The sequence below is a fragment of the Geomonas ferrireducens genome, assembly GCF_004917065.1.
Classification (GTDB): Bacteria; Desulfobacterota; Desulfuromonadia; order Geobacterales; family Geobacteraceae; genus Geomonas; species Geomonas ferrireducens.
Genome location: NZ_SSYA01000002.1, coordinates 900,560 through 923,074, shown reverse-complemented (window position 1 = coordinate 923,074; position 22,515 = coordinate 900,560). Strand labels below are relative to the sequence as shown.

The following is a 22,515-nucleotide window of genomic DNA, read 5'->3' as shown; positions in this document are numbered from 1 at the left end:
CGCCGCACTCCTAGTCCCACTGCACCCACAAGAGCTTTTCCATCCATGGGAGTTTGACCATCGAGATGCTGTAAGGGAGTTGGTCCAGCAGTATGTCGTAGCTGTTTCTCTCGACCTGCAGCAGCCACTCGTCGTTTTCGCACATGGTTAGCTTGGCCTGGCGCATCAGGAAGGAGCCGCGCAGCCCGTCCGCTGAACTGTTGCGCAGGGCCCCCCAGTGCTGGAGCATGACGTAGAGGAGGGCGTCGCACTCCTCGCGTTCCTCATCGCTCAGTTCGGTGTCTTTCGCGGCCGGAACATGGAGCGGGATGTTGCACAGCAGTTTCGGCAAAACAAGCAGATGCTCCGGTTGGTCGACATCCCCGGCAGCTAGATAGTGCAGCATGGCCAGGCAGCGCTCCTGGTCGATGATACGGTTTCCCTTAGCTATCTGCTGTGACTCGAAAAGTTGCGGCAAGTACGGGTGCAGAAGCACGAGCCCTGCGTGATCGATGTAGAGCTCCTCAATGGCTTCTTGGTCTTGCCGTATCGCTTTCGGTGTACGCGCGGGTGTGGATGTATTCTTGTCCAGCGGTGCGGCTGACTCGCCTTCGCTGGGCGCACGCGGTCCTTTTTTGTCCCGCTGCGTCACTTCCGGCCATTGCCGCTCCAGTGCGGCGGCCAATCCTGGGGTTGCGCGCAGGGCGCACGGGGATTCGAACCAGGCATGTCTCACCAGCTCCCGTTCCGTTACTCCGCAATGGCTCGCAGCTGCGGCGAATGCGTGATCCCAGAGTTTCCTGCGCATCGGTAGGAGCCGCTCGGCCGGCGCCCCCGTCCCCTCAAGACCGTCCAGCACCGCCTGCACCCGCAGCGCGGCGGACGGGGCGACCAGCGACAGCAAAAAGGAACAAAACGTCTCGGAGAACTGCAGCACGAGCCTCGTACGTGCCTCCTCCCTGCGCAGGGTTACCAAGGCATCCTCGAGCACGAGGCTTACCGCCCCAGCCGGGAGTTTCGGGTCTTGCCAGCGTTCCAGAAGCACCTGCTGCAGGTCCCTGCCTGCCGGCAGTTGAAACCACCAAGGGAGCGAGCCGTACTCGAGGAAATGGAGAAATACCTCGGTCATTGCCTGCAGGTTGTTCCTGCGTCGCGAACCGGTGCGTGGGGCGAGCAACTCCTCGCGGAGCGCCTGCCTGAGCCCTTCCTGGACCGTGCCGGTGAGGTCCAGCTCCATGCGGTCAAGCGGAATGGTCCCGGCGTCGATGACGACCTCCTCCATGAGAAGGTGTTCGTCTTCCGGGATCTGCCCGTTCAGGGCCACCTCCATCACCGGCACGAGGCAGTCGTAGCAGAAGCGCTCCAGGCGGCGCTGCAGCGCCGAGACCTCGGACTCGGGGCCGTCGAACTCGACGTGGAGGCGCTTTTTGCGGATAACGTGCGGCATTTGGGGCTCCAGTTTTGTCGGACAGTCGGACCTGTCGGACTAGTCAGACGGGTCTGACTGGTCTGACGTTGAGGCTGCTTAAAGCTCTTTCCTAGCCGCCCCGAAGCACCCCTTGCGGGTTATCGCGGCAAACTGCACGGGGCCGGTAGGACGCTGCACCTGGGCTTCGACCTGCTCCCCTTCGTAGAAGGGCTCGCTGCTGTTCGCGAGCGGCAGGTCCCACACCCAGGCGGCTACTTCCTCTCTCGGCAGGTTCCCCACCTTTCCCGCCAGCCGCAAACTGTTCTCCGCCGCGCGCTCCACATTCATGTCCAGTTCCGGTTGCGGCCCTTCGCAGAGCTTATGGTAGTCGGTGTGTGTGCACTGGTTGCGCTCGCTGCAGTCGAAGGAGGGAACCCTGGTCTCCTTGTTGTTCAGGCGCTGGTTGATGAAGACGGCGCCGTCGAAGGGCGCGCCGGTCGGTGCCGGCTCGTTGGTGTAACGGATCACCATCGAGAAGGCCGGGTTCGGCCTGGCGAAGCTGAAACGGAACTCGAGGTTGAAGCTGTCGCAGGTGAAGTACTCGATGAAGAGCACGGCGAAGGGGAGGGCATCGTCGGGCTGGAAGCTGAAGACCAGACGTCCCGGTGCCGCCCCCGCCTGCTCGACCAGGGCATGATCTACCACCTCATTCAACGCCTTCACGTAGCGCCCGACGGCATCGTTGAAGCTCTCGTTCAACTGGCCTGCGTCCGGTATGGGGAGCCCGTCGGCGCGCAGGGTGATGTCCCGACCGTTGAACCGCAGCCGCACCTCGCGCTCCTGTCGATAGCTCTCGTAGCGCGCGTCCTGGAAGGGGGGCTGAATCCAGAGCCGGTAGGCACAGCGCCGCGACAGGCCGCCGCAAGGAAGGTCGCAGGCCTGTTCGCAGTTGTGCTGCACCTGGAGCGACGCGGTGCAGTTGTTGTGGTCGGCAACGGTAACAGAGAAACTGCTTCCGCTCGGGATGGGATCGGTGTTGAAGAAATTCCCGGTGACCGGCTTGTCGTTCGCCGTGAAGGGGGGCGTCCCTCCTTCGATGCGGATGAAGGAGCGGTAGCTCGTATTCCCTTCGCAACTGAAATCGGTTTCCCGAAGTACGAGAGGCGGCGGCACCACAATGGTCTGCGGCGCGGTTGCTCCCCCGGCGGCGTCATGCACGATGATGCTGTGCCCGCCGACGCTCAGTTTCAACGCCTGGTTTGCCGGAGCGGGGGGCGCGGTGTCGACCTGCACGTTGTACGGCGCGGTCCCGCCGGTCACTTTCACCTGGACCGGCGCCTGGTTGTCCGGGCCGGTACAGCCGACCGTGGCGCTGAAGGCGAGCGGCTGGGTGCAGGTGTGCCTGAGGGTGGCCGAGGCGCTGCAGTTGCGTGCATCGGTGATGACGATCTCGACGTCGGTGTCGCCGGGGAGGTTGCCGCTGGAATAAACCGTCCCGTTGACCGAGCCGCGGTTCGGCGTGTAAGGGGGGGTGCCGCCCTTTATGTCCAGGACGGCGACGTAAGTTCCGGTGTCGCCGATGCAGTCGAAACGCGGCTCCCCGAGGACGAGTTGCGCCGGGATCGATACCGTCTGCGGCGCGGAGACCGTTGCCTCCTGGTCGCGTATCGAGATGACGTGGGTTCCAGCGGAGAGGGCAAGCACACCGTTCAGCGGCGTGAAGTCCTGTTGGTCCACCTTCACGCTGTAGGGCGCCGTTCCCCCTTCGGGGGTGATGGTCACCTCGGCCTGGTTGTTGGCGTTGGTACAGCCGGTCTGCACGGTGAAGCTTAGCGGCGGCGTGGGAAGCACGAACTGTACGGGTGCGCAGTCCGAGCAGCAGAGATAAGGGAGGTAGAAGTCGGCGATAACTGCGCCGTCCTCCAGCTCCCGTACCGTCTGTTCGATGATGTCTTCGGCGCCGGTCCGCGGCGGGCGCGTCACACCAAGGTCCGGCACGCGTCCCGTGAAAGCCCCCAGCACGAGCCGTACGTCAGGGTCCGCTGCGAGCTCGGGCTTGCTTGCCATCCGGGTGAAGGCGTCCATCATGGCGGCGGGCTCCACGTCGGCGCAGATGGTGGCCGTTCCCGAAGGTGCTAGGGGTCCCGTTCTGCCGGTAACGCCCTCGGATGCCACGCGTCCGTCGAAGCGGAAGCGGTCCCTGAGGCCGCCGAGGTCGCTCCCGCCTCCGGGCTTGAGCACCCTCGCCGGTTCTTCGTGATAGACGACGATGAAGGTGCCACCTAACGGAACCCCGGCTTTATGTTGGATGCCGGGGTGATCGCGCAGGAAAGTTCCGAGGTAGAGCCTCTGCTTCACCTCCCTCAGCCGGTCCTGGAACTCTCCCTCCAGCGCCTTTACTACATCCAGGCGGCAGTGGTACAGGATCGCCTCGAGCCGGTCGTCAAGCTCCTCCCAGCGGAGCAGGTTGATGGTTCCTTCGATGGCTCCGGCCGCGTCCTCCCGTTCCTTCTCCACCGCCTCGGTCACCCGCAAAAGATCCTGGTAACGCTTTTCGAAGGACGTGTAGTCAAGCTCGGCGAGCGTCGCCGCGTACTGCTCGAAAAGCTTCGCCACGCAGGCGATGACGTAGAAGATGATCAGGTTTGACTGTCCCGCGTTCTGGCTGTTCAGGAAGTTGATGATGACGTTCGGATCGATCTCCGGGACTGCCCCGCCTGGCTGGTTCGCCAGGAAGTCTTCGAAGAGCCGTCCCAGCGTCTGGGGCTGCACCAGGAAATCGGGGGCGCAGTTGGCGAGTACGGCGAGCTGCGGCTTGACCGGGGTGGTGACCGGGGAACGGGTCTCGAAGGGTAGCGCGTAAAAATAGCGCAACTCGGCGCAGAGAAAGCAGGCCGATTCCGCCTTCACGCTCTCGTAGAGCGTTTCCAGGTCCTGGAAACGGCAACCGTTTTTGGAGAGATCGACGGTCACCTTCTCGTCGAAGGCGCCGGTGCGCAGCGCGATCAACTCGATGGGGAGGCGGTAGCGCGATTTGAGCGTCAGGAGCGTCGTCATCACGCGCTGGTAGTTCTTGCCGAGGTGCCCCTCGACGCGCAGGAAGTTGTTCGGCTCCAGATCGTAGCGCAGCGCCTGCGTCACGAAGGTGGGGGCAGGGGGCTGGTACGAGTCGGAACGGTAGCCGAGGTTCCGGTTGGCGCGGTTGCGCCGCGTCTTCTCGGGGTCCCAGAGCCGGTACAGTGGCGGGGTGCCGGTGAAAAGGTAGTAATAGGGGATCGCCTTCCCGGAAAGGGGGGCGTCGCCGAGCCTGCTCGGGGTGATCCTGATCGAGCCGTCGGTCGAGGGGAGGCGCGAGAAAGCTGGAAGGGGGAGCGGCGGGGCATCGGTGAAGCGCGTGGTCATCTCCACGAGGCGCTCGAAGAGTTCTTCCAGTTCTACGATACGCTCCTCGCCGCCCGAGAGCGCAGGGGAAGGCCAGAACGGGGTCCGGTACAGCTCCGGCGTGCTCACCTGGTTCGGGAAGAGGACTCCGAGCATCAGGTGGCGCGGGAAGAGACCTTCGGGCGGGCAGCAGACCGCGAAAAGCTCAGCGCCCGCAAGGGTGAGGTCGCGCAGCCCCTTCGAGATGTCGTCGAAGAAATCGTAGTAGTACTGCAGGAATTTGACCTGTGCCGTGGAGCCTGGCGTGTTGTCCAGGGACCCGAAGCGGCCGGTGAAATCGGCGAAGGGGTTGTCCGGGTACTTCTGCTGCACCAGCGGCTTGAACGCTTCGTATGCGGCGGTGAGCGCCGTCGCCGTCTGCTGCACGAGTTTTTCTCCCGTGAATGCTGCCTGGAAGGCTGCGTACACGTCCTGCGAGGTGGCGGGGGCCGTGTTCGGCACGTCGATTCTTGGCAGGTGCACTTCCGGGATGTTCAGTCGCTCCAAGAGCGTTTGGGCGAGATCGGTGACGGTGCCGTTTCCCTCCAGGGCGTTCGCCCGCGCGATGATCTCCTTCAGGTCGTTAATGCCGATAAGGAGGCGGCGCACCGTTACCGTGATCTCGCTTCCCCTGTCGTCGCAGTTGTTCATGCTGCAGTTGCGCAGCCCCTCCTTTTTCAGCTCCAAGAATAGGAGCACCGCCTTGTCGGCCAGAAAGCCTTCCGGGGTGGTGATGGGGACCGTGTCCGGCTCACCGGCGGGAAAAAGCTCCCATATGGGATAGGGGGCGTCCCCCTTCATGAAGAGAGGGTAGGGGAGATCGGTGGGGGGGAGGTACTGCCGGTAACTGACGAGAAACGCGTCCTCAGGCTCCACGATCAGGTACCCCTGGGAGGTGACGCCGCATCCCCTGGTGAGCGTTATGGCAAGGCCTCCGTCGACGTTCTGGGAAAGGGTGATCTCCAGCCCGCAGACGATGCCGATGCCGATCAGGTTCGCGCGGGTGAGCCGCTCCTGCTCGTCCAGGTAGTCGAAGACCTGGTTCAGGTGTGAGAAGGAGAGCACCTGGTTCGCCTCGAAGACGGGGAAGTTATCTTGTGAAGGTTTCATCGCGGAGCACCTCGATCAGTTTCCTAGAGCCGTTGTACCCAGACGTACCGGGTTTTTGTCGTTGCCCTCGTCGCAGTCGTGCAGCGTCGCGGGGGGATAGCTGTTGCTCAATGCGCCCAACAGGTCGAGCACCACGCGCAGGCGGTATGAGACCTCGCGGTAGGCGTGGTACCTCTCCTCGAGCAGGGCGCGTATCCTTTCAGTCGTCCCCGCCTGGAAGGAAACGCCCGGGCAGGCCTGCCCGAGATCGATGGGGAAGGTGGGAAGCTGCGCATCGGGCGTGAAACTCCCGGAGCGGAAGAGGCCGTCCATCCATTGGTAGAACTCCATCCCGAAGCCGGTCAGGATGCCCCGGGCGCAGTGGCAAAGGTTGACGCCGCTCCGGTTCACCGTCTCACTCGGTGACAGGTGGTTCCGCTCCAGGATCGCTTCCACCCTTTCTTCCAGGCGCTCCTCCGTCCAGTCAAAGCCGGCGTTCGCAGCGAGCCAGTCGCACCAGGCCGCTTGGAAACGCTCGTACTGCAGCCCGTAAAGGGCGATCTGCCCGAAGTGTTCGACCTCCACTGCCAAAACCTGGGTCCAGAGCTCGATGGGAAGCGCCACGCCGCAGGCGATCTCCTCAGGCTTCACCTTGTCGCCGAACGTGAGTTCAAGTTCCATCTTCAGGGCGTCCGCGTGGAAGTGCTTCTTCGCGTTCTCCTGGTACCAGAGCCGGAAGACCTGCGCGAACTCCTTGTGAATGGCGATGGCGCAGGCGCAGGCCTCGTCCTCGCTGGGCGAAAGACCGTCCGCCTTGTGCCCCTCGCGCTCCAGAAGTGCCGCGAGCCGCCCGAGCACAGGATCGCACGGGTCCTCGACGTAGCCGTCGTTTCCCACCCAGCAGATCTTGGCGACGAGGTGCGACGGGACCTCCTCGCGGATCACCCGGTCCGCGTAGCCGCGCATCTCCAGATCGGCATTAAAGGGGTCGAGCCAGCCGGGCATGACGAAGGTGAGCCGGAAGGAGTAGGGATCCTCGGCGCCGCAAGTGTTGCAGGCCCCGTCGGTGCAGGCGGGGTAGAGGGCGTCACCCGGGAACTTCGGGCGGAGCAGCAGGTGCTCCACCACGATTATCCTCTTGTCGAGCTCCGGATAGCCGAGAAGCAGGGCGATGCGCCGCCTGATCCCCGGCTGGTTCTCCGCGCCGCACGGGTCGTGCCGGTAGTCGAAGGCCCTTGCGCGGTCGTGGCTGATCCTCGGGTAGTCCGAAAGGAAGGCGATCTTGTCCTTGATCAACTGGTCCAGGGCGATGTCCTGCCCGAGCACCTTCGCGAGCAGCAGACCGTATGCGCTGAAGTCTTCGCCGAAGCGGGCGAGCAGGTGGTCCAGGAACAGGTTGCGCCGCTCCCTGAATTCCTCCGGCGTCTCCAGCATCGCCTCCAGCAACGTTTTGCTGAGGCCGGTAACGAGCTCGGAGTAACCCTGTATTACCGAATCCGAGAGCTCGGCTGCGAAGTAGGTCCGGCTCACCGCGGTGTCGAGAGAGAAGAGATCGGCGGTGTGGGCGAGTTGAGCGAAAGCGTCGGCGAGTATCTGCTCGAACACCATCAGGTAGGCCTTCATCTGGCGCGCCTGCGCCCTGCGCCGGGCCGAGGCCGTGGTGGGGAGCTGGTCGGGACCCACGCCGTAGGTGAGCGGGAAGCTGTATTGCACCGGGAAGTACCGATCCGGGGTCCGGTATTTCCCGGTCGGGATCGGGAGGTCGTTCATCGCACCGCGGATTGCGGAGCGCTCCGCCTCGCCGCGCAGGCGCGTGAGCGTGTCCAGCGCCTCGTCCATCCTCGGGAGGAAGGGAAGCCCGTTTTTGTAAAAGAGAAAACGCGAAGCGTTGCGGTATAGCCTCGGCTGGTGCTGCGGCAACAGGTAGAGGAGCCAGGAAGCGCTCGCCTTCCCCTGGTCGAAGATCGGTTTGCCGTCGCTGCCGTAGATCGGGTCGTAGGCGCCACGGACCGGGTTCCCCTCGGCGTCGTACTTCGTGAGCTGCAACTGGTTCACCGCGACGACCCCATCGATGTCCATGAGCCGGTTGATGAGGTCGGAGACGCAGAGCGCGCTCTTAAGCGAAGCCGCCTCGAGGTCCTCGTTGCTCAGGAAACCGCTCGCGAGCTCCGGGCCGTTGAAGATATCCTCCGCCGGCACCCCCCGGTCCAGGAGTTCCTGCAGCGTGTAGAAGGGGATGGGCGGGTTGAAGTAGCGCTCGATCTCGAACCAGATGCGCGCCTGGACCAGTTCATTGTCGGCGTCCGGCGCCACCTCGACGTCGGCGCAGGCCGCCACTTCCTCGATGCCGATCACGCCTACCCGGCAGAAATCCTCGTCCAGGTTGCGGTGCGCGATCAGCTCTTTCCGGGCGAGATCAATCGCGGAGGCCTTCAGCCGCTCCTTGCGCCGGTAGCGTTGGATCAGGCCGTTAGCCGTCTTATCCTCCAGTATCGCTTTCAGTGTCGCGACCGTGGCGGCGTTCCGCGCGGCGCTCGTCCCGAGCAGACGGAGCGCAGCATCCTGCAGCACGATCTTCGCCCCGGAAGGGAGGATCTCGATCTCGAACGTCGCGTAGAAGATGGTGCGCCAGTGGCGCCTCAGATACTCGTCGCGTCCCTGCTCGTCGAGATGCGGGTCGCTCAGCAGGTCGTAGTTCCTGGTCGCCCCGAAGCGGAGCAGCTTGAGGTTCACGGAGGCGCCGTTTTTCCCGTCGAAGCCGTCGTCGCTTTCCAGGAAGAGTTCCCACTGCTCCCGGTCGGCAAGCGACACCTCCGGGAAACGGAGCTCGAGTATGACGGGGGCGCTTGCCGCCGTTTCGTTTAACACCGCGGCCGCCTCGATCTTCCTGTAGTTCAGATCCCCGGCGTCAGGATCCTCCTCCAGTTCCAGTAGTGCCTCGTACAGCCCGAGCGGCCAGACCTGAACCATGCCGCGCCTCCCGGACTCAGGCGGGCGGTAGGAGAGGGCAAGCCCATCCTCCTCTTCGCACCAGGCCCAATAACTCGTGTCGCACGCGCACTCCTTGCAGATGATCCAGGCGTTGCGCACCGGCTCCAGGTCGATCAACAGGCGACGGAAGTCCTTCTCCGTCCACGGGTTGACGGTGAGGATGGTGCGCGCCGTGAAGAAGGGTTGGTTCGGAAAGGGGTGCGCCGGATCGCCTGAAGGGGCTGCGGGGGCCAGGATGTCCCTGATGTCCCAGCCGGTGCGGTAGCCGAGATCGGTGATGGCGTAGCAGAGGGCCTCGTGGATGGCGATGCCGGAATCGCTCTCGTTGTAGTCGGTCCAAACGGCGCTCGCCATCTGCTCGATGAAGGCGATCCCCTCCCGGCGCAGGCGGTAGAAATCCTGGGCGGGAGGAAGCGGCGGCTGTTTCGCTATGGTTGTGGAGACCCGGCTCATACCGCGCACCTGCACACCTCGGCGGGAGCGGATACCCCGGCAGGGTCGATGAAGGCGATGGTGTGCTTCCTGGCCGAGACGAGGACCGATACAGCCTTGGACCCGGTTGCCTCGTTAACCTCCACCGTCCTTTGCAGGTCATGTTCATCCCGGTAGGTGTGGAAGAGGCGGAAATCGGTGACGCAGTCGACGTACGGGAGATCCTCCAGGAAGTTGATCAGGACCGACTTGCGCACCACCCCGCCGAAGGTGGGGCTCCCCCCACCGGGGAAAGCCCAGGGGGAAAGAAACCGGGTGATCGCCTCCGAGATTTTCTGCCCGTAGAAGGACTGGTCGAGGCCCGGGAAAAGGCGCACCTTGCAGTCGACGCGCACCTCCTCGAACTGCGGGTTCTTGACGTGGAGCTTCACGAAGCAGGAGGTGCGCGCTTCAACGAAACTGGCGATCTCTTCCAACAGCCCAAGGCTCGTGTAGGGGCGCAGGGGATCGCGCAGATGCGTGAAGCGCTGGTTCGGTATGGCGACCACGGTGACGTGTCCCGGCGCCAGCTCCCGGTAGACCCCGGTGCCGCTTGCGTCCGGCTCGTACTGGGTGTGGTTCAGGCACTTGACCCGGTAGACCTGAGGAAACGCTTCAAGGATCAGGTGCTCGTAGTCCCACTGTGCGATGGCGCGGTCTTTGTGCCTGAGCCTCTCCGAAATGCGCGTGTAGAAGTCCCCGGGGGACTCCTTGCCGCGCCCTCCGAATCCGGGGAAGGGCTGGGTGAGCCCCTTCACGGCGGCGTCCGGCTGGTCCAGTTTTGAGATGGTCCCGGCGGGAAGGGGCGTCGCGGGGAAGGCCGGGTCGTTGCCGCGGTCGGCGAAGGTCGCCCTGAGTGCCTGCGCCGCGACCATGATCAGGCGGCAGACCGAGTCGGCGTTTTCCGCCACCGCCGCGCGCAGCCAGTGCATCCCGGCGGGGAGGACGGTGTTGTCGGCTGATGCCTCGCGCGACACGGCAAACGTGACGATGCCCGAGTCGATCAGTTCTGCGGTGCGGTCGCCCACCCCGTCCTTGGCAAAGGGGACCCACTCGTTTTGCCGCAGGTAACTCCACTCGATGTGCGGCTTGGGTTTCACCGAGAGGGGATCCGCGCTGCCGTCCACCACCTGGAAGAGGAGGGCGAGATTGCGGGGGGGCTCCAGTCCGTTGATGCCGATGTAGAACTCCGCCTCGTGCTTCACCTTTTGCCCCTGCGGGAGCTTCAGGTCGTCCCGGTTTCGATGTTCGAACTGGGGCAAAAGGTAAATGGCGGCGTCCGCCGATGGGACGCTCGCCTTGAGGTAAGGGTGCTGCTCGGCGGTGCCGAAGGGGGCGAGATTGAAGAAGCGGGCCGGGCGCCCGGCGAACTGGTCCGCGTCCGCCTTGTCGAAGGGGATGGTCTGGGTCGCCGCGTAATCGAGAGTGAGTTCGGTGACTAACGGTCCTGTCGGCGGCGTCGGCCTCGTGCCGTCGTTGTTCGGGTCGGCGTCGGTCACCCGCTTGATGTAATCGATGAGCGCCTGCTCGTAGCTCGCCTGCCCGAAATCGTCGTCGAGCCTCAGGCGGACGAAGCCGTTTCGGGAACCGGTCGTGAACTGCTCGTCCTCTGTCGGGTCGGGCGCGTCCAGGTAGGGAGGAACGTCGGAGGATTGCGGGTCCCCGAGCAGGGTGAAGCTCGAGCCGGTCACCGAAGTCTGCACCGCCGTCAGATACGGGTGCCAGCGCCCACCCTGGAGGTATTCGGTCACCGCGTTGACCGTCTTGCCGCCGTAGGGGGCGGGCGTACCCTGCCAGGTAAGGTGCAGCGTCGCGCTGGTCAGCTTCTTCTGGAAAAGCTCCTTCGAGCCGATGATGAAGGCGCTGTTCGCAAGCGGCGAGGGGCCGAAAGGCTGGAAGGGCTTCGAGGCATCCACCGGTCCGAAGTCGTTCGCCAGGGCGGCTCCCTTCAGGTCTTGCACCTCCACGGCCAGTTCCAGGCCGGTGATGGTCACGTCCTCGAGGCTTTCGTACTTGAACCTCCCGTCGTCGCGGTGCCTGAGTCTGACCATGAGGACGGGGAGGGGGGTGTCGAAGTTGTAGCCGTGCGTTTCCGGCAGGTACGGAGTGACCGCGGGATCGGCGCCGGTGAGCGCGACCACTATGCTGAGCCCCCCAGTCACCTGGCTGAAGGAGAGGGGGGACTTGTCGAGCCACCCCTTTTTCGTGGTGAAGGAACAGATGACGTCGGCCGTGAAATCCCCGCGATGCCGGCGCCGGCTGTTGGAAGGTGACCGTGACGGTGCGGCTCCCCTGGGCCAGTAAAAGGTAGTGCGAGGCGACGGCGAAACCTGTTTCGGCGCGGGGCATTTCGATCGCGGCAAGCGAGCCGCCCTGGTAGCGCTTGTTGTGGAATGGGTGCCAGGACTTGTCCTCGCTGGTGAGCTCCGCCCCCTTGCCGTCGGCCGAGTTGGCGACCGGGGATGCGAAGAGACGTCCCTGATCCACGCCGCTGGGATTAAGGAGTCCCACTTTTTCCGAGCCGTGACGGTACACGGTCCTAAGCTCCGCCACCTTGGCCTGGTTCGCGACGAAATCGGCATCACCCGTGTAGAAGGCGTCCTTTCCCTGGGCATCCTTTCCCGCCTTGAAAAGCTCACCAGCCGGGAAGAGCCGCTCTTCCACCTGCCGGGCAAGCTCCGCCAGGAGGTGCACCTGTCCAGGGCGGGCCGGCTTCTCCTTCAGCCGCAGGATCTCCCGGTAATAGAAGTCGAGATGGCGTGCGGTGAGTGTGTTGGCGGCTTCACGCGCGTAGGCGAAGAGGCGCAGAAAGGCGAGAAACAGCGCGTAATGGGGTTGGTGGTCGTCCCGATCAGTCAGGCTCTTCTCCAGTGCCTGTTTACCCTCGCTCGTCACTTTTGCATAGCTTTTCAGGAACTGATCCAGGACCGAGGTGAACATGTTGTGCGTCGCGATGTGGTTGATCCTCTGGAACGGCTCGATGCCGGTCCCGTACACCGAGGCGTCTGCGGCGATGGCGCCGGTGTAGCTCGCCCAGTCGGGGGAGGCATCGGTGATCCACTCCTTGCCCAGACCGGAATTGAAGATCGTGCTGAAGGAAACGGTCTGGGCTCCGAACAGCTCAATTCCAGGCTGTAAGTCCGCGATGAGGCGCTCCGAATCGGGCGTCACCGCGAGGTCCGCCTTGTAGTAGGAGATGAGCCGGTTCAGCGCCGGGGCGAGCTGATTCACGATGAGCCCCTGCAGCATCCCCTTCAGGGCGAGATCCTGTGGGAGCGTGTCTTTCAGTCGGTCGAACTGGCGCGCGAGGCTCCCGACGCTGCTGAAGAGGTAGCCGAGATAATCCTTCGCCTTGGTCTCGTCCGAGCCGAAGCCGAGATCCTTCAGGAAGTCCAGGAACTCCTTGATCCTGCCGCGGTAGAATTCCACGTCCTGCACCGCCGTGAGTGCCAGCTGCACCGAGACGTCGGTGCCGAAGAAAGAGGTCCAGTCGCCGTCTTTCACATTGTTGGTGTTGAAGTAGTTCAGGAAGGAGGCGTAGGCCTGCGCGAAGACCATGCCGTGCGCCACGTCGCGCTGGTCCACCGGTGCGAAGTTCGGGTCGAGGGGGAGGGCGAGGCGCTGGTCCTGGCTGGTCCCTTCCCGGAGCGGCTTCAGTGCATCCCTGTTCTGTTTGCAGTCGGTGGATTCAGGCATAGGGACCTAGTCGTTTTCCGGCAGGAGGTTTACCGTCACCCCGAGATCGAGGTCGGTTCCTTCCAGCCTGTAGTAGGGGAAGACGAAATTGAAGCGCGAGTTGGTTGTCTTGACCCGGTAGACCACCTCGATGAGGACGACCCCTTCGAGCTCGCGGGTATCGTCCAGGTTGATGCTCTCCAACTCGATGCGCGGCTCGTGGTAGAGGATCGCAGTCTCGATCTTGTCCGCCATGAGCGCCTTGGTGCCGGTGTCGAGGCTTTCGAAGATCAGGTCGTCCAGGTTGCAGCCGTACTGCGGAAGCATGGCCCGCTCCCCCTGCGAGGTGCTGAGTAAGGTCTGCAGGCTTGCGACGATGTCCGCCTCCTCTTCCAGCATGGCGACACCGGGGAGTGACTTGTCGAATTCGGGAGGAAAGGACCAGCCGCGGCCCAAAAAGTCGAGGTTCATGGTTAGCCTCCGATCAGCACGGTGAGGGCGCATGGCGGGAGGATGAGCCCTCCGCCCGCGGTCGAGTCCGACATGCGTGCCGCAGGCAGTCCGCCGATCATTACCGTGGCCGAGCCCTTGATGATGGCGTCCGCGCCGCAGGAGTCCCCCATGCGCGCCGCGGGAAGTCCCCCGATAAGCACGGTGGTAGCCCCCGGCGGTATGATCGGCGTCGGCACCCCCTGCGTGGCCGTGCTGACGATGAGATCGGTGATGCGTGCGGCAGGAAGCATGTTGGGGCTCCTTAAACGGCATTGAAACGAGAACGCGAGCTTTTTTGCGGTAACGCGGCTATTACGTTCCCCCCTTTGCGAAGGGGGGGACGCTAGGGCTTGTGCAGCCATTGATGCAACTGTACGCTCTGCCTCTAGTTGATCTGCACGATCCCCCCCTGGATCACGGTTTTCGCGCTTCCCTTGATCGTCGTGCTCGCGCCGGACACCTCGGCGCTCGAGGCACCGGCTGCCTTCAGCGCGGCCTGCGCGCTCAAATCCAGATTGGAGCCGCACTCGATCTTCAGGTTCTTGGCTGCCTTCAGGGTGAGGTCCTTGGCGCTTTCAATGCGCACCCCCTGGTCGTCCATGGTGATCTTGTTGCCGTTTTGGTCCTCTATCACCACGCCCTTTTTATCCTCGGAGAGCGTCAGCCGGTTTCCCTTGGGGGTCTCCATCTGCACCGACTTCTTCTCGTCATCGAAGGTGAACTTCATCTTGGAGCGGCTCACGTACCCCTTGCGGTGGTTCTTGTCTTTGGCTGCTTCGGGCGCGGGCTTCGCGGAGCTGTGGCACATCCCGAGGACCACCGGGTGGCGCGGGTCGTCCCAAAGAAAGCCGACCACGACCTCGTCGCCGATCTCGGGCCTGAAAAAGGTGCCGCGCTCCTTTCCGGCGTCGAGGGTGGCAAGCCGCGCCCAGAGCCCTTCCTCGGCCTTGCTGACGAGCGGCAGCCGCACCTTGATGCGGTCCTCCCCCTGCGGGTCCTTTTCCAAAACGGTGACCACACCCATCTGCAGCCCGGTCACCCCCGGTATGAGACCGGCGGCGGGTAAGGGCCTCACCTCGAAGCTCTCGGCGAAGGTCTCGGTGCAGAGACCGAACTGCACATCGGTCTCCCAGTTGCCGTTGTCCACCTGGTGGCGCACGCCGGAGACGTACACTTTTCCTTGAAACCGCTCCCCCACGCCGGTGATCTCGATGACCTTGCCGGGGGCGACGGCGGCGAAGCCCTGAAACCTCGCCCGCCCCCGCACCTGCGCCAAACGCTCGGTCCGCAGCCTCCCATCCGCCCAGGCCTGCAGCTCGGGCTGTCCCAGTCTGCCGCCGTGTCGGAGTTCGTGCGGGTCGCTGCCCAAGATGGACGCGAGATCGGCGGGTTTGAGGTTGCCGCTGGAAGAAGCCGATGGTTCCCGAGCTTCCGCCTCAAGGACCTTCTGTTCCGACGCGTCCCAGCTTTTCGCCACGATTCCCTTGCTCTGCCTGCGCGCGTCGATGTCGGCGTCGAGCTCAAGTAGCGTGGAGCCGAAGCCGACGGTCAGGACCGGATCGGTGCTTGTGCCGGGCGCCGTCACGGTCACCTTGCCGTCGCTAGCGATTACCACGAGCCCGTTCGCCTCAGCACGAAGCTGCAGGAAGTCCCAGTCGGTCGAGTTGTACTGCGTGACTTCCTTGAGGTCGGGCTTCGTCGCATCGACCTCTTTTCCGAGCTTGTAGGAGTCGATGATCTGCTCGATGACGTCGCTGTCCTTCATGTCCACGAAGTAGCGGCTCTTAAGCCCCGCGCTCATCTTTACAGCCTCGTCCCGGCACTCGAGGGTGAGGAGGCTGCCGCTTTTGCGCACGCTGATGCCGTGCCTGACCACGACCCCCTTGAAGACGGTGTCGTTCTTCGAGCGGTAACCTAGCTTGATCTCGATCTTCTTCCCGGGAAGGAAGAGGTCGGCGTTGCTGGCGCTGAAAGTCGCCTTCGCCGCCTCGCCGTCCCGGATCCGGATCGTCGCAGTCGGGATGCGGTTCACCTCTTTTCTGACCGCCACCGACATCACGTGGTATTCCCCCGGCACCGCCGCCCCGTCCATGAGAAGTTCGATCGTGCAGACGTCCGGCGTGGCTGGAGTGGGGATGGTCGATTCGGTGCTCACGGGTTGGCGCCTTTCTTGTCGATGGGGGGAAAGAGGAGGCTCGTGTTCGGCGTTAGCTTCCTGAAGTTGTCGAGCCCGTTCACCTGCGCCACCTGCAGGTAGTACCTCGGGTCGCCGTAGATCCGGTAACAGAGAAGCGGCAGGGTGTCGCCCGCCTTCACGGTGCGCTTGTGGGTCAGGTCCGGGGAGGACTTATCCTCTTTCCGCGCGCGTTTCTTCTCCTCAATGCTCTTCTTGAATTTGACCTTGGCGACGGTGCGTATCGGCTGTCCGTCCGGGTTGAACAGCTTGTGCGTCAGGGAAAGTTCCGTGGCGCGGCCGGTGAAGACGAGGCTCCCCCATACAAGTTTCAAATGGTAAGGCTCGTGCGATTTACCCTGGTAGCCGGTCAGCATCTTGCGCAGCCGGTCGACGTCCTTTTGCACCCCTTCCTTGTTCGGCTTGCCGTCGATGATGCCGGTGTTGTCGAAGAGGAACTCGAAGGTGAGCTCCTCCGGCAGGGTGAATTCGTACTTCGCCTGTGCGCCGCTGGTCCCTTGGCCCTGGCCGTCCGAGGTCTTCACCTTGTACTCGAGGGTGTAGCTCTCCGGGTTGATGAGGGCCTCGAAGCTCTCCTTCGCCTCTGCCTTGCTGCCGCGCTCCGCATCCTCCGAGGTGTCGAAGGCGAGGATCAGGAGTTTTTCCAGCTTGCCGTTGTCCGCCATCAGCGTTCCGCCTTGTTTTGCAGGATCTGCAGCACCTGTTCGATGCACTCGCTCACGATCGCGTCCCGTTCTGCGCCGCCTCCCGCTGAAGGAGGTGGGGCAGGGGAGGTGGTCAGCGCGACCCGGATGTGCAGTTCCTTGATCTCGATGGGCATGAATTGCTCCGGCACTTAGTCCCTGCAATGTCTTTCCGAGAATGCACGTGAACGTACAGTAACAGTGTCCACAATGCGCTGAATCTGCCCTAGCGTTCCCCCCTTCGCGAAGGGGGGAGCTTGAAGGCCTCCCTTTTTAAAAGGGGACACAACTGAACGGATTTCCGGCTACGCCACGGTGAAATACCGATAGGTAAGCTCCAGCGTCTCGATCACCAGCGCGTTTTCCCCCGAATTCAGGTCGCTCACCTGCCACTTCCTCGGTATGGCGTGCGATACCTGCCACGTCTTCAACGGCTCACCCTTTTCGTTCATCAGGATGACGTTCAGGTCGGTGGGCTCGAATTGCCGGTCCCGGAAGGCCCGCAAGAACCACTTGATCACTTCGGAATCGATCAGCATGCCGCGCTTCAACACCAGGTCGGCGTACTTCGTGCGCACCGGGAGCTTATGGGTGAAGCGGTTCTCGCCCCCCTCCTTGTATTCCTCGGTGTCGTACTCGACCGACAGCCCTGAGACCATCTGGAAACGGACGTCGTCCTTCTTCTTGCTGATGCCGAACTCGACCCGGAAATAGAAGGCCCAAGGGGGATAGTAGTCCACCATGACGGTACCCCTAGACCTTCATCAACTTCAGCCCCTCGTGGGCGACCTCAAGGGTCTCTATGGCCGCCTCGTTCGCGTCCGACTTAAGATCCGGGGCGGTGACCTTGACGGGGAAACAGCGGGTCGCGGTCCACGCCGCCACCGGTTCGTGCTTCTCGTTCAAAAGCCTGATGATGATGTCGCGCCGCCCATCAACCCGCTCGTTGGCCACCGCCTCGAGCCATGTATTGTAGTCGAAGTCCTTCTCGAACTTGCCGCGCTTCAGGGTGAGGTTGTTGTTCTTCACCAGGCCGGGCATGGCGATCTTGTTGAAATCCCGGCTGTCGCTGTGGCGGTATTCGATCTTTTCCCGCTCCATGACGAGCCCGGTCACCTCGGTGAAGCTGATCTTCGCCCCGCCCCAGTCGACCTGGAAATGAAACCGCGGTAGTGGGTATTCTTGCGCCATGTCTTTCTCCTTTCAGTGTTGAACTCATGTTCCCGCCCCCGGAGGGGGAGGGCAGGGAGGGGGCGCGTAGCGTCGGCACCCTGCTTCCTTCCCCCCTCCCGACCTCCCCCCTCCGGGGGGAGGAGGATCAGGATTCCGCCATCTTGTGCGAGAACCGGAAGATTATGAATTCGGCGGGGCGCACGGCGGCGAGTCCCACCTCGACGATCATGCGCCCCTCCAGGATGTCGATCGCTGTCATGGTCTTGCCAAGCCCCACCGCCACGAAAAACGCGTGCTCCGGTTTAATTCCTTGCAGCGCCCCTTGGCGCCAGATCACGGTGAGGAAATTCTCCACCATCCCCTGCACACGGACCCATGTGTTGGCGTCGTTCGCCTCGAAAACGAAGGGCTCGGTGGAGCGCTTGACCGACTCCTCCACGAAATTGAAGAGCCGGCGCACGTTCACGTAGCGCCATTCGTTGTCGTTGCCGGCGAGGGTACGCGCTCCCCAGACCAGGGTCCCCTTGCCGGTGAAGGCGCGGATCGCGTTGACAGATTTTCCCGCCACGGGGTCGACGTTCATCTGGTCCTGTTCCACGTTGGAGAACTCAATGGTCGGCTGGATCACCGAGTTCACGCTCACGTTGGCGGGCGCCTTCCAGACGCCGCGGCTGTTGTCGACCGCAGCGTAGATCCCGGCCATCGTCGTGGACGGGGGGAGCCTGCAGGCCATGTCGGTGATCGCCGCCTTCGCCTGCTCATAGACCCTGTTGTTACCACCCTTGAGGGTGTCCAGCTTCACCGGCGCGGCAGCGGTACCGTTCGTCGTTATGGTGACGTCAACCGCGGTGTCGTCGTAAGCGAAATCGAGGATGGTGTCGATGTTCGGCGCGTACACCGCTCCGTACTTCAGGTTGTTCACGCCGATGCCGTTGGAGCGGAAGTTGTTCACCGCGTTCAAAAGGTTCGCCCCCGGATCGGAGAGCGAGATTGAGTCGCCGTGAAGGTCCATGATCACGAAGCGGTCCTTCAGGTCGGCGCATTGCGCAAGGGCCGCGTCGTGCAGCGCCTTGAAGTCGGCGATGGAGAGACTCTGGGCCTCCGGGAAGATGATGAGGGTCGGTTCGTCTTTTTTCGCCAGGGTGTCCAGTCCCGCCTTCAGCTCGGTTTCGACTAGTGCACCCCCGAAAGTCGCCTTGTAGGCGCCCACCGAGACGATGTAGCAGGGGCCTCCGCCGTTGGCGAAAAACATCTGCATCGCGTAGTACATGATGTGCTTGGAGCGCGCGCTCTCCGCCACGGTAGCGGTCGACTTCAGGTCGACGGTGACGCTGTTTACCTGTGTTTCCTGGACGTCAACGTTGATGTCCTGTTCTTTCTGAGGTCCGCCGAAATACTTCTCGTACTCGACCAGCGATGAGATGCGCGTCGGTTTCAGGGTGAGGTCACCGGGAGTGACGTCTTCCGCCTTTTCCGTGTAGCCGACGAAGGCCGGAATCGCGGTTTCTACCGGGGCCACGGAAGGAGGAAACTTGGGTATCTCTTCGATGTAGACTCCCGGTGTTTTGTAAAGTGTGGCCATGGGTGCTTCCTCCTTTTTGCGTGAGAGGCTTTGTGCTTGAAGCGCCAGCCGTTATACCGTTACCGCCGGTTTGTGATGTATATTGCGCACTATCTCCAGGATCAGGCTCTCTTCCCGTTCCACGAAGGCGAACTTCAGGTCGAGCATGCGCAGGACGTAGAGGACGAACGGATACTGTTTGCCTCCGAGTGTCCCCCATAGATGGTTCACCTCTTCCAGTGTCGGCGAGTATATGTCGAGGATCAGCCTGAAGCTCTGTAACTGATCGAGTGGGTTGATCGGAACGCTGGAAGTGGTGATGGAGGAAGGATCGACGCTTGTTTCAGTGAAAACGTTTCTGAACTGGAAGTACCGGATTACGCGGGAGAGTATCGAAAGGGCGTTCACGTAGTCGCTGTGCGTTGCCGTCATCAGGATCAGGAAGTTCAGGAATACCGGCGGGTTCTCGTAGGTTGCCTTGAGCGTTGCCTCGTTGCGCACGTAGTTGGGGACGTTCTTGAGCGTCTTCTCCTCCTTAACGTTCACCGCCGAGATATACAACTTGTCCCGCGATACGCTGCCGCTGCCCCCGCCTGATGCGAAGATGTCGGAAACGTTGCCAAGGTTCACGCCGTCGGTCATGTTGTACACATCATGAAGATGTTTGTTCAGCTCGTTCATTATGATGGTGAGGGCGTGGGATATCATGGCTTCTCTCGCTGCGCCGGGCGCTGCCTGGGTGAAATACGATATAAATCCTGCTCTCTTTGGTGCCGTATGGACCAAACTGCGCATCGCGAAAGGTACGAGCGAATGTGCCGACGTGGTAATGAAGAGTTGGATTTGAATAAAATAATTAATATTGGTTAAAAATAACGCGACTCGAAAAGATGTCAACTACACCGACAAAAAAAGGATTCAGGCGAAAAGTATGTCCACGAAGCGCCGCAGGTGACCTAGCGTTCCCCCCTTTGCGAAGGGGGAGCCTGCCCCCCGTAGCGCCTCCGCGAAGGGGGGACGGGGGGGATTTGCCTTGGTTGGATTTCAGATGGACTTGGAATCGAGGTCTGCGCGCAGCGAGAGTCCGCAGTGCAGGCAGTGGCGCTTGTGATAGGTGGGGAAGAAGGACTTGATGTGGAAGTAGTTGTCGCAGCTCGGGCACTTGGCAAATGCAACCAGCATGACGCAGTTCCAGAGCATGATGAACCATACGATGAAGACGATGGTGACGGCAGTGTTGGAACCACTGAACTCGATGGTCAGCCAGATCTGGGGGAAGTAGATTCCGATAACGATCCAGAGCATCTTGCGGCGGCGCCGTATGCTTCTCAGCCCCATGCCTATCTGGTAAAGGTTCGTGGTCATTTCGGTTCCGTCTCCTCCCACCTTCACCCGGAAGGGGGACAGGCGCGTTCAGAGCCGGTACCCTGGGGGCATCGCTCGATCATGAGCTGCTTGAACTGCTTGAGACGGCAGTACGACTCCCTCTCCCGTTCGCCGATGTATTCGGCGATCTTCTTGACGTCGCTTCGCAGCGACGGGAGGTGCCGCTCTTCCAGTACCCGGATGCGGCGGGAACCGCGCAGGATCTCCTCGCCGATCCTTTTCATCCTGCTTTCGAATATGGCGACCTGCAGCATCTCCGCGAGAATCGCCTCGAAACCGGCTATGGCCTCCTCCAGGTGTGGGCTTGTCGAAAGGTGGTCGTAACCGCGCCGGTCGGGAGGACGCACCGTTTCCCCGGCCACCCTGATCTCGCGGTAGGAAAGTCCCATCACGCTTCGCTCTACTACCTCCACGTCAAGGGGCCTTGCCGTGGGGGACGCCAGCGAGGCGATGAATTCCTCCCCCTCGTGCCCCAGGGCCAGATGCAGCCGTGCCAGGGCCAGGCCGTATGCCCCCTTCACCTCCTCGCGCGAGCGGAGAAACGGGGCCGACATCGCAAGGAATTCCCGGATCAGGGCGAGCCTGCGCGCCTTCAGGATCGCGATGCTCCCGGAGACCGATCGGATCTTTTCCCGGGACAGCAGCAGGTTGGTGCGGGTCGGGGGAATCATGGCCCTCTCCCGGCGAACCTCGCCGCCAGGGCGGCTCCCTTGTCAAGGCTTTCCACGATATCGCGGCGCTCGTCGCCCTGGTGCACCAGTTCGCGCTCCATCTTTTCCGCGAAGTCCAGGAGGGCGCGATCCCCCTCGGCCATCCCCTCGCGACCGACGATCGCCTCCAGCCTGCGCAGGTCGCGCCCCTTGGCGTAGAGCTTGTAAAGCGTGTCGGCTATGGCCCGGTGATCCTCCCTGGTCCGCCCGGCGCCGATGCCGCGCTGCATCAGCCTGGAGAGGCACGGGAGCACGTCCACCGGCGGGAAGATACCCCTGCGGTGCAGCTCCCTTGACAGGACGATCTGCCCCTCGGTGATGTAGCCGGTGAGGTCCGGGATCGGGTGAGTGATGTCGTCTTCGGGCATGGTCACCACCGGGAGCATGGTGACCGAACCGGCGACACCCTTGATGCGCCCGGCCCTCTCGTAGAGCGAGGCGAGATCGGAGTACATGTAACCCGGGTACCCGCGCCTGCCTGGAAGCTCCTCCCGGGCCGTGGAAACCTCGCGCAGCGCGTCGCAGTAGTTGGTCATGTCGGTGATGAGGACCAGGACGTCCATGCCGTGCGCGAAGGCGAGGTACTCTGCCACCGCGAGGCCAAGGCGCGGCGCGAGGAGCCTCCCCATTACCGGCTCGCCGGCGCGGTTGATGAAGGCGACGAAGTTCCCCTGCATCCCCGAGAGGACGTCCATGTAGAAGGAGAACTCGTGGTGCGGCAGGCCGAGGGCCACGAAGACGGTGACGAAGGAGCCCCCGGCGGGAAGGCGCGCGTTGCGCAGGATCGCCGCCGCCATCTCTTTGGCGGGAAGGCCGGCGCAGGAGAAGATCGGGAGCTTCTGTCCCTTCACCAGGGTGTTCAAAAGGTCGATCGAGGTGATCCCGGTTTCGATGAACTCCTCGGGGCGTGCGCGCGAGGTCGGGTTGATCGGCGCGCCGGTGATGGCGCCCCATTGTTTCGCCGCGTACATGGGGGCGCCGTCGATGGGGGTGAAGGAGCCGTCGAAGATACGGCCGATCGCCTCATCGGAGAGGGGAGCCTTCTTCACCTGGTCGGTAAAGACGACGCTCGCGCCGAGGCTCAGCCCTCTGGTCTCCCCGAATACCTGTATGAGCACGGTCTCGCCCTCGATCTTCAGGATCTCGCCTTCAACGGTATCCCCGCCGGGGCACGCGATGCGGACCACCTCGCCGATGCGCGCGCAGGCGATCCGCTCCGCGAAGAGCAGCGGCCCACGGATCGAGGCGACGGTCTTGTATATGTGCTCGGAAAGACGCATGGA

At 62.9% G+C, this 22,515-nt stretch carries 17 protein-coding genes; 1 reads left to right on the top strand and 16 read right to left on the bottom strand.

The genetic code is table 11. The features are described from left to right. Positions 1-10: 10 nt before the first annotated feature. The 4 genes from E8L22_RS12830 to E8L22_RS21740 all read right to left on the bottom strand — a co-directional run bounded on the left by E8L22_RS12830 (position 11) and on the right by E8L22_RS21740 (position 11,721). Entirely contained in the window at positions 11-1,426 is a 1,416-nt protein-coding gene (locus E8L22_RS12830) for a contractile injection system tape measure protein (protein ID WP_136525546.1), read from the bottom strand. Positions 1,427-1,504: 78 nt separating this feature from the next. Further along, positions 1,505-5,917 carry a hypothetical protein gene (locus E8L22_RS12825; protein WP_136525545.1) on the bottom strand — a complete coding sequence of 1,471 codons (4,413 nt, stop codon included), beginning with the start codon at positions 5,915-5,917 and terminating at the stop codon, positions 1,505-1,507. A 15-nt stretch (positions 5,918-5,932) separates the two neighbouring features. Further along, positions 5,933-9,340 (bottom strand): hypothetical protein, encoded by a 3,408-nt coding sequence (locus tag E8L22_RS12820; RefSeq protein ID WP_136525544.1) that lies wholly within the window; start codon positions 9,338-9,340, stop codon positions 5,933-5,935. Further along, positions 9,337-11,721: a baseplate J/gp47 family protein gene (locus E8L22_RS21740; RefSeq protein ID WP_246044637.1), complete on the bottom strand. Its 2,385-nt coding sequence runs from the start codon at positions 11,719-11,721 to the stop codon at positions 9,337-9,339. Before E8L22_RS21740 ends, E8L22_RS12820 begins: the two co-directional genes overlap by 4 nt. 160 nt (positions 11,722-11,881) lie before the next feature. Between E8L22_RS21740 and E8L22_RS21735 the strand changes: the two genes are divergently transcribed. Then, positions 11,882-12,496: a helix-turn-helix domain-containing protein gene (locus E8L22_RS21735; RefSeq protein ID WP_246044636.1), complete on the top strand. Its 615-nt coding sequence runs from the start codon at positions 11,882-11,884 to the stop codon at positions 12,494-12,496. 564 nt (positions 12,497-13,060) lie between these two features. On the opposite strand, the gene E8L22_RS12810 is transcribed toward E8L22_RS21735, so the two are convergent. The 12 genes from E8L22_RS12810 to E8L22_RS12760 form a co-directional block, all read right to left on the bottom strand. Continuing rightward, a complete protein-coding gene (locus tag E8L22_RS12810; protein WP_136525543.1) occupies positions 13,061-13,504 on the bottom strand; it encodes a GPW/gp25 family protein in 444 nt (147 codons plus the stop codon). Positions 13,505-13,506: 2 nt separating this feature from the next. Then, positions 13,507-13,776, bottom strand: coding sequence for a PAAR domain-containing protein (locus E8L22_RS12805; protein WP_136525542.1), 270 nt, complete (start codon positions 13,774-13,776; stop codon positions 13,507-13,509). Positions 13,777-13,910: 134 nt separating this feature from the next. Continuing rightward, positions 13,911-15,680 (bottom strand): type VI secretion system tip protein VgrG, encoded by a 1,770-nt coding sequence (gene vgrG / locus E8L22_RS12800; protein ID WP_136525541.1) that lies wholly within the window; start codon positions 15,678-15,680, stop codon positions 13,911-13,913. Further along, on the bottom strand, positions 15,677-16,384 hold the full coding sequence (locus E8L22_RS12795; protein ID WP_136525540.1) for a CIS tube protein: 708 nt from the start codon (positions 16,382-16,384) through the stop codon (positions 15,677-15,679). The genes vgrG and E8L22_RS12795 overlap by 4 nt, the downstream gene beginning before the upstream one ends. Next, positions 16,384-16,539 carry a DUF5908 family protein gene (locus E8L22_RS21550; RefSeq protein ID WP_198420156.1) on the bottom strand — a complete coding sequence of 52 codons (156 nt, stop codon included), beginning with the start codon at positions 16,537-16,539 and terminating at the stop codon, positions 16,384-16,386. Before E8L22_RS21550 ends, E8L22_RS12795 begins: the two co-directional genes overlap by 1 nt. Positions 16,540-16,707: 168 nt before the next feature. Then, the gene (locus tag E8L22_RS12790) at positions 16,708-17,145 is read right to left on the bottom strand and encodes a phage tail protein (RefSeq protein WP_136525539.1); all 438 of its coding nucleotides are present in this window, start codon (positions 17,143-17,145) and stop codon (positions 16,708-16,710) included. Positions 17,146-17,155: 10 nt separating this feature from the next. After that, positions 17,156-17,593 carry a phage tail protein gene (locus E8L22_RS12785; protein WP_136525538.1) on the bottom strand — a complete coding sequence of 146 codons (438 nt, stop codon included), beginning with the start codon at positions 17,591-17,593 and terminating at the stop codon, positions 17,156-17,158. Between the two features lie 127 nt (positions 17,594-17,720). Further along, positions 17,721-19,157, bottom strand: a complete 1,437-nt coding sequence (locus E8L22_RS12780; protein WP_136525537.1) for a phage tail sheath family protein — start codon at positions 19,155-19,157, stop codon at positions 17,721-17,723. A 51-nt stretch (positions 19,158-19,208) separates the two neighbouring features. Further along, on the bottom strand, positions 19,209-19,844 hold the full coding sequence (locus E8L22_RS12775) for a DUF4255 domain-containing protein (RefSeq protein WP_136525536.1): 636 nt from the start codon (positions 19,842-19,844) through the stop codon (positions 19,209-19,211). Positions 19,845-20,180: 336 nt separating this feature from the next. After that, the gene (locus tag E8L22_RS12770; protein ID WP_136525535.1) at positions 20,181-20,501 is read right to left on the bottom strand and encodes a hypothetical protein; all 321 of its coding nucleotides are present in this window, start codon (positions 20,499-20,501) and stop codon (positions 20,181-20,183) included. Positions 20,502-20,524: 23 nt separating this feature from the next. Further along, positions 20,525-21,193 (bottom strand): V-type ATP synthase subunit D, encoded by a 669-nt coding sequence (locus E8L22_RS12765; protein ID WP_136525534.1) that lies wholly within the window; start codon positions 21,191-21,193, stop codon positions 20,525-20,527. Then, a complete protein-coding gene (locus E8L22_RS12760; RefSeq protein ID WP_136525533.1) occupies positions 21,190-22,512 on the bottom strand; it encodes a V-type ATP synthase subunit B in 1,323 nt (440 codons plus the stop codon). The genes E8L22_RS12765 and E8L22_RS12760 overlap by 4 nt, the downstream gene beginning before the upstream one ends. Between the last annotated feature and the right edge of the window lie 3 nt (positions 22,513-22,515).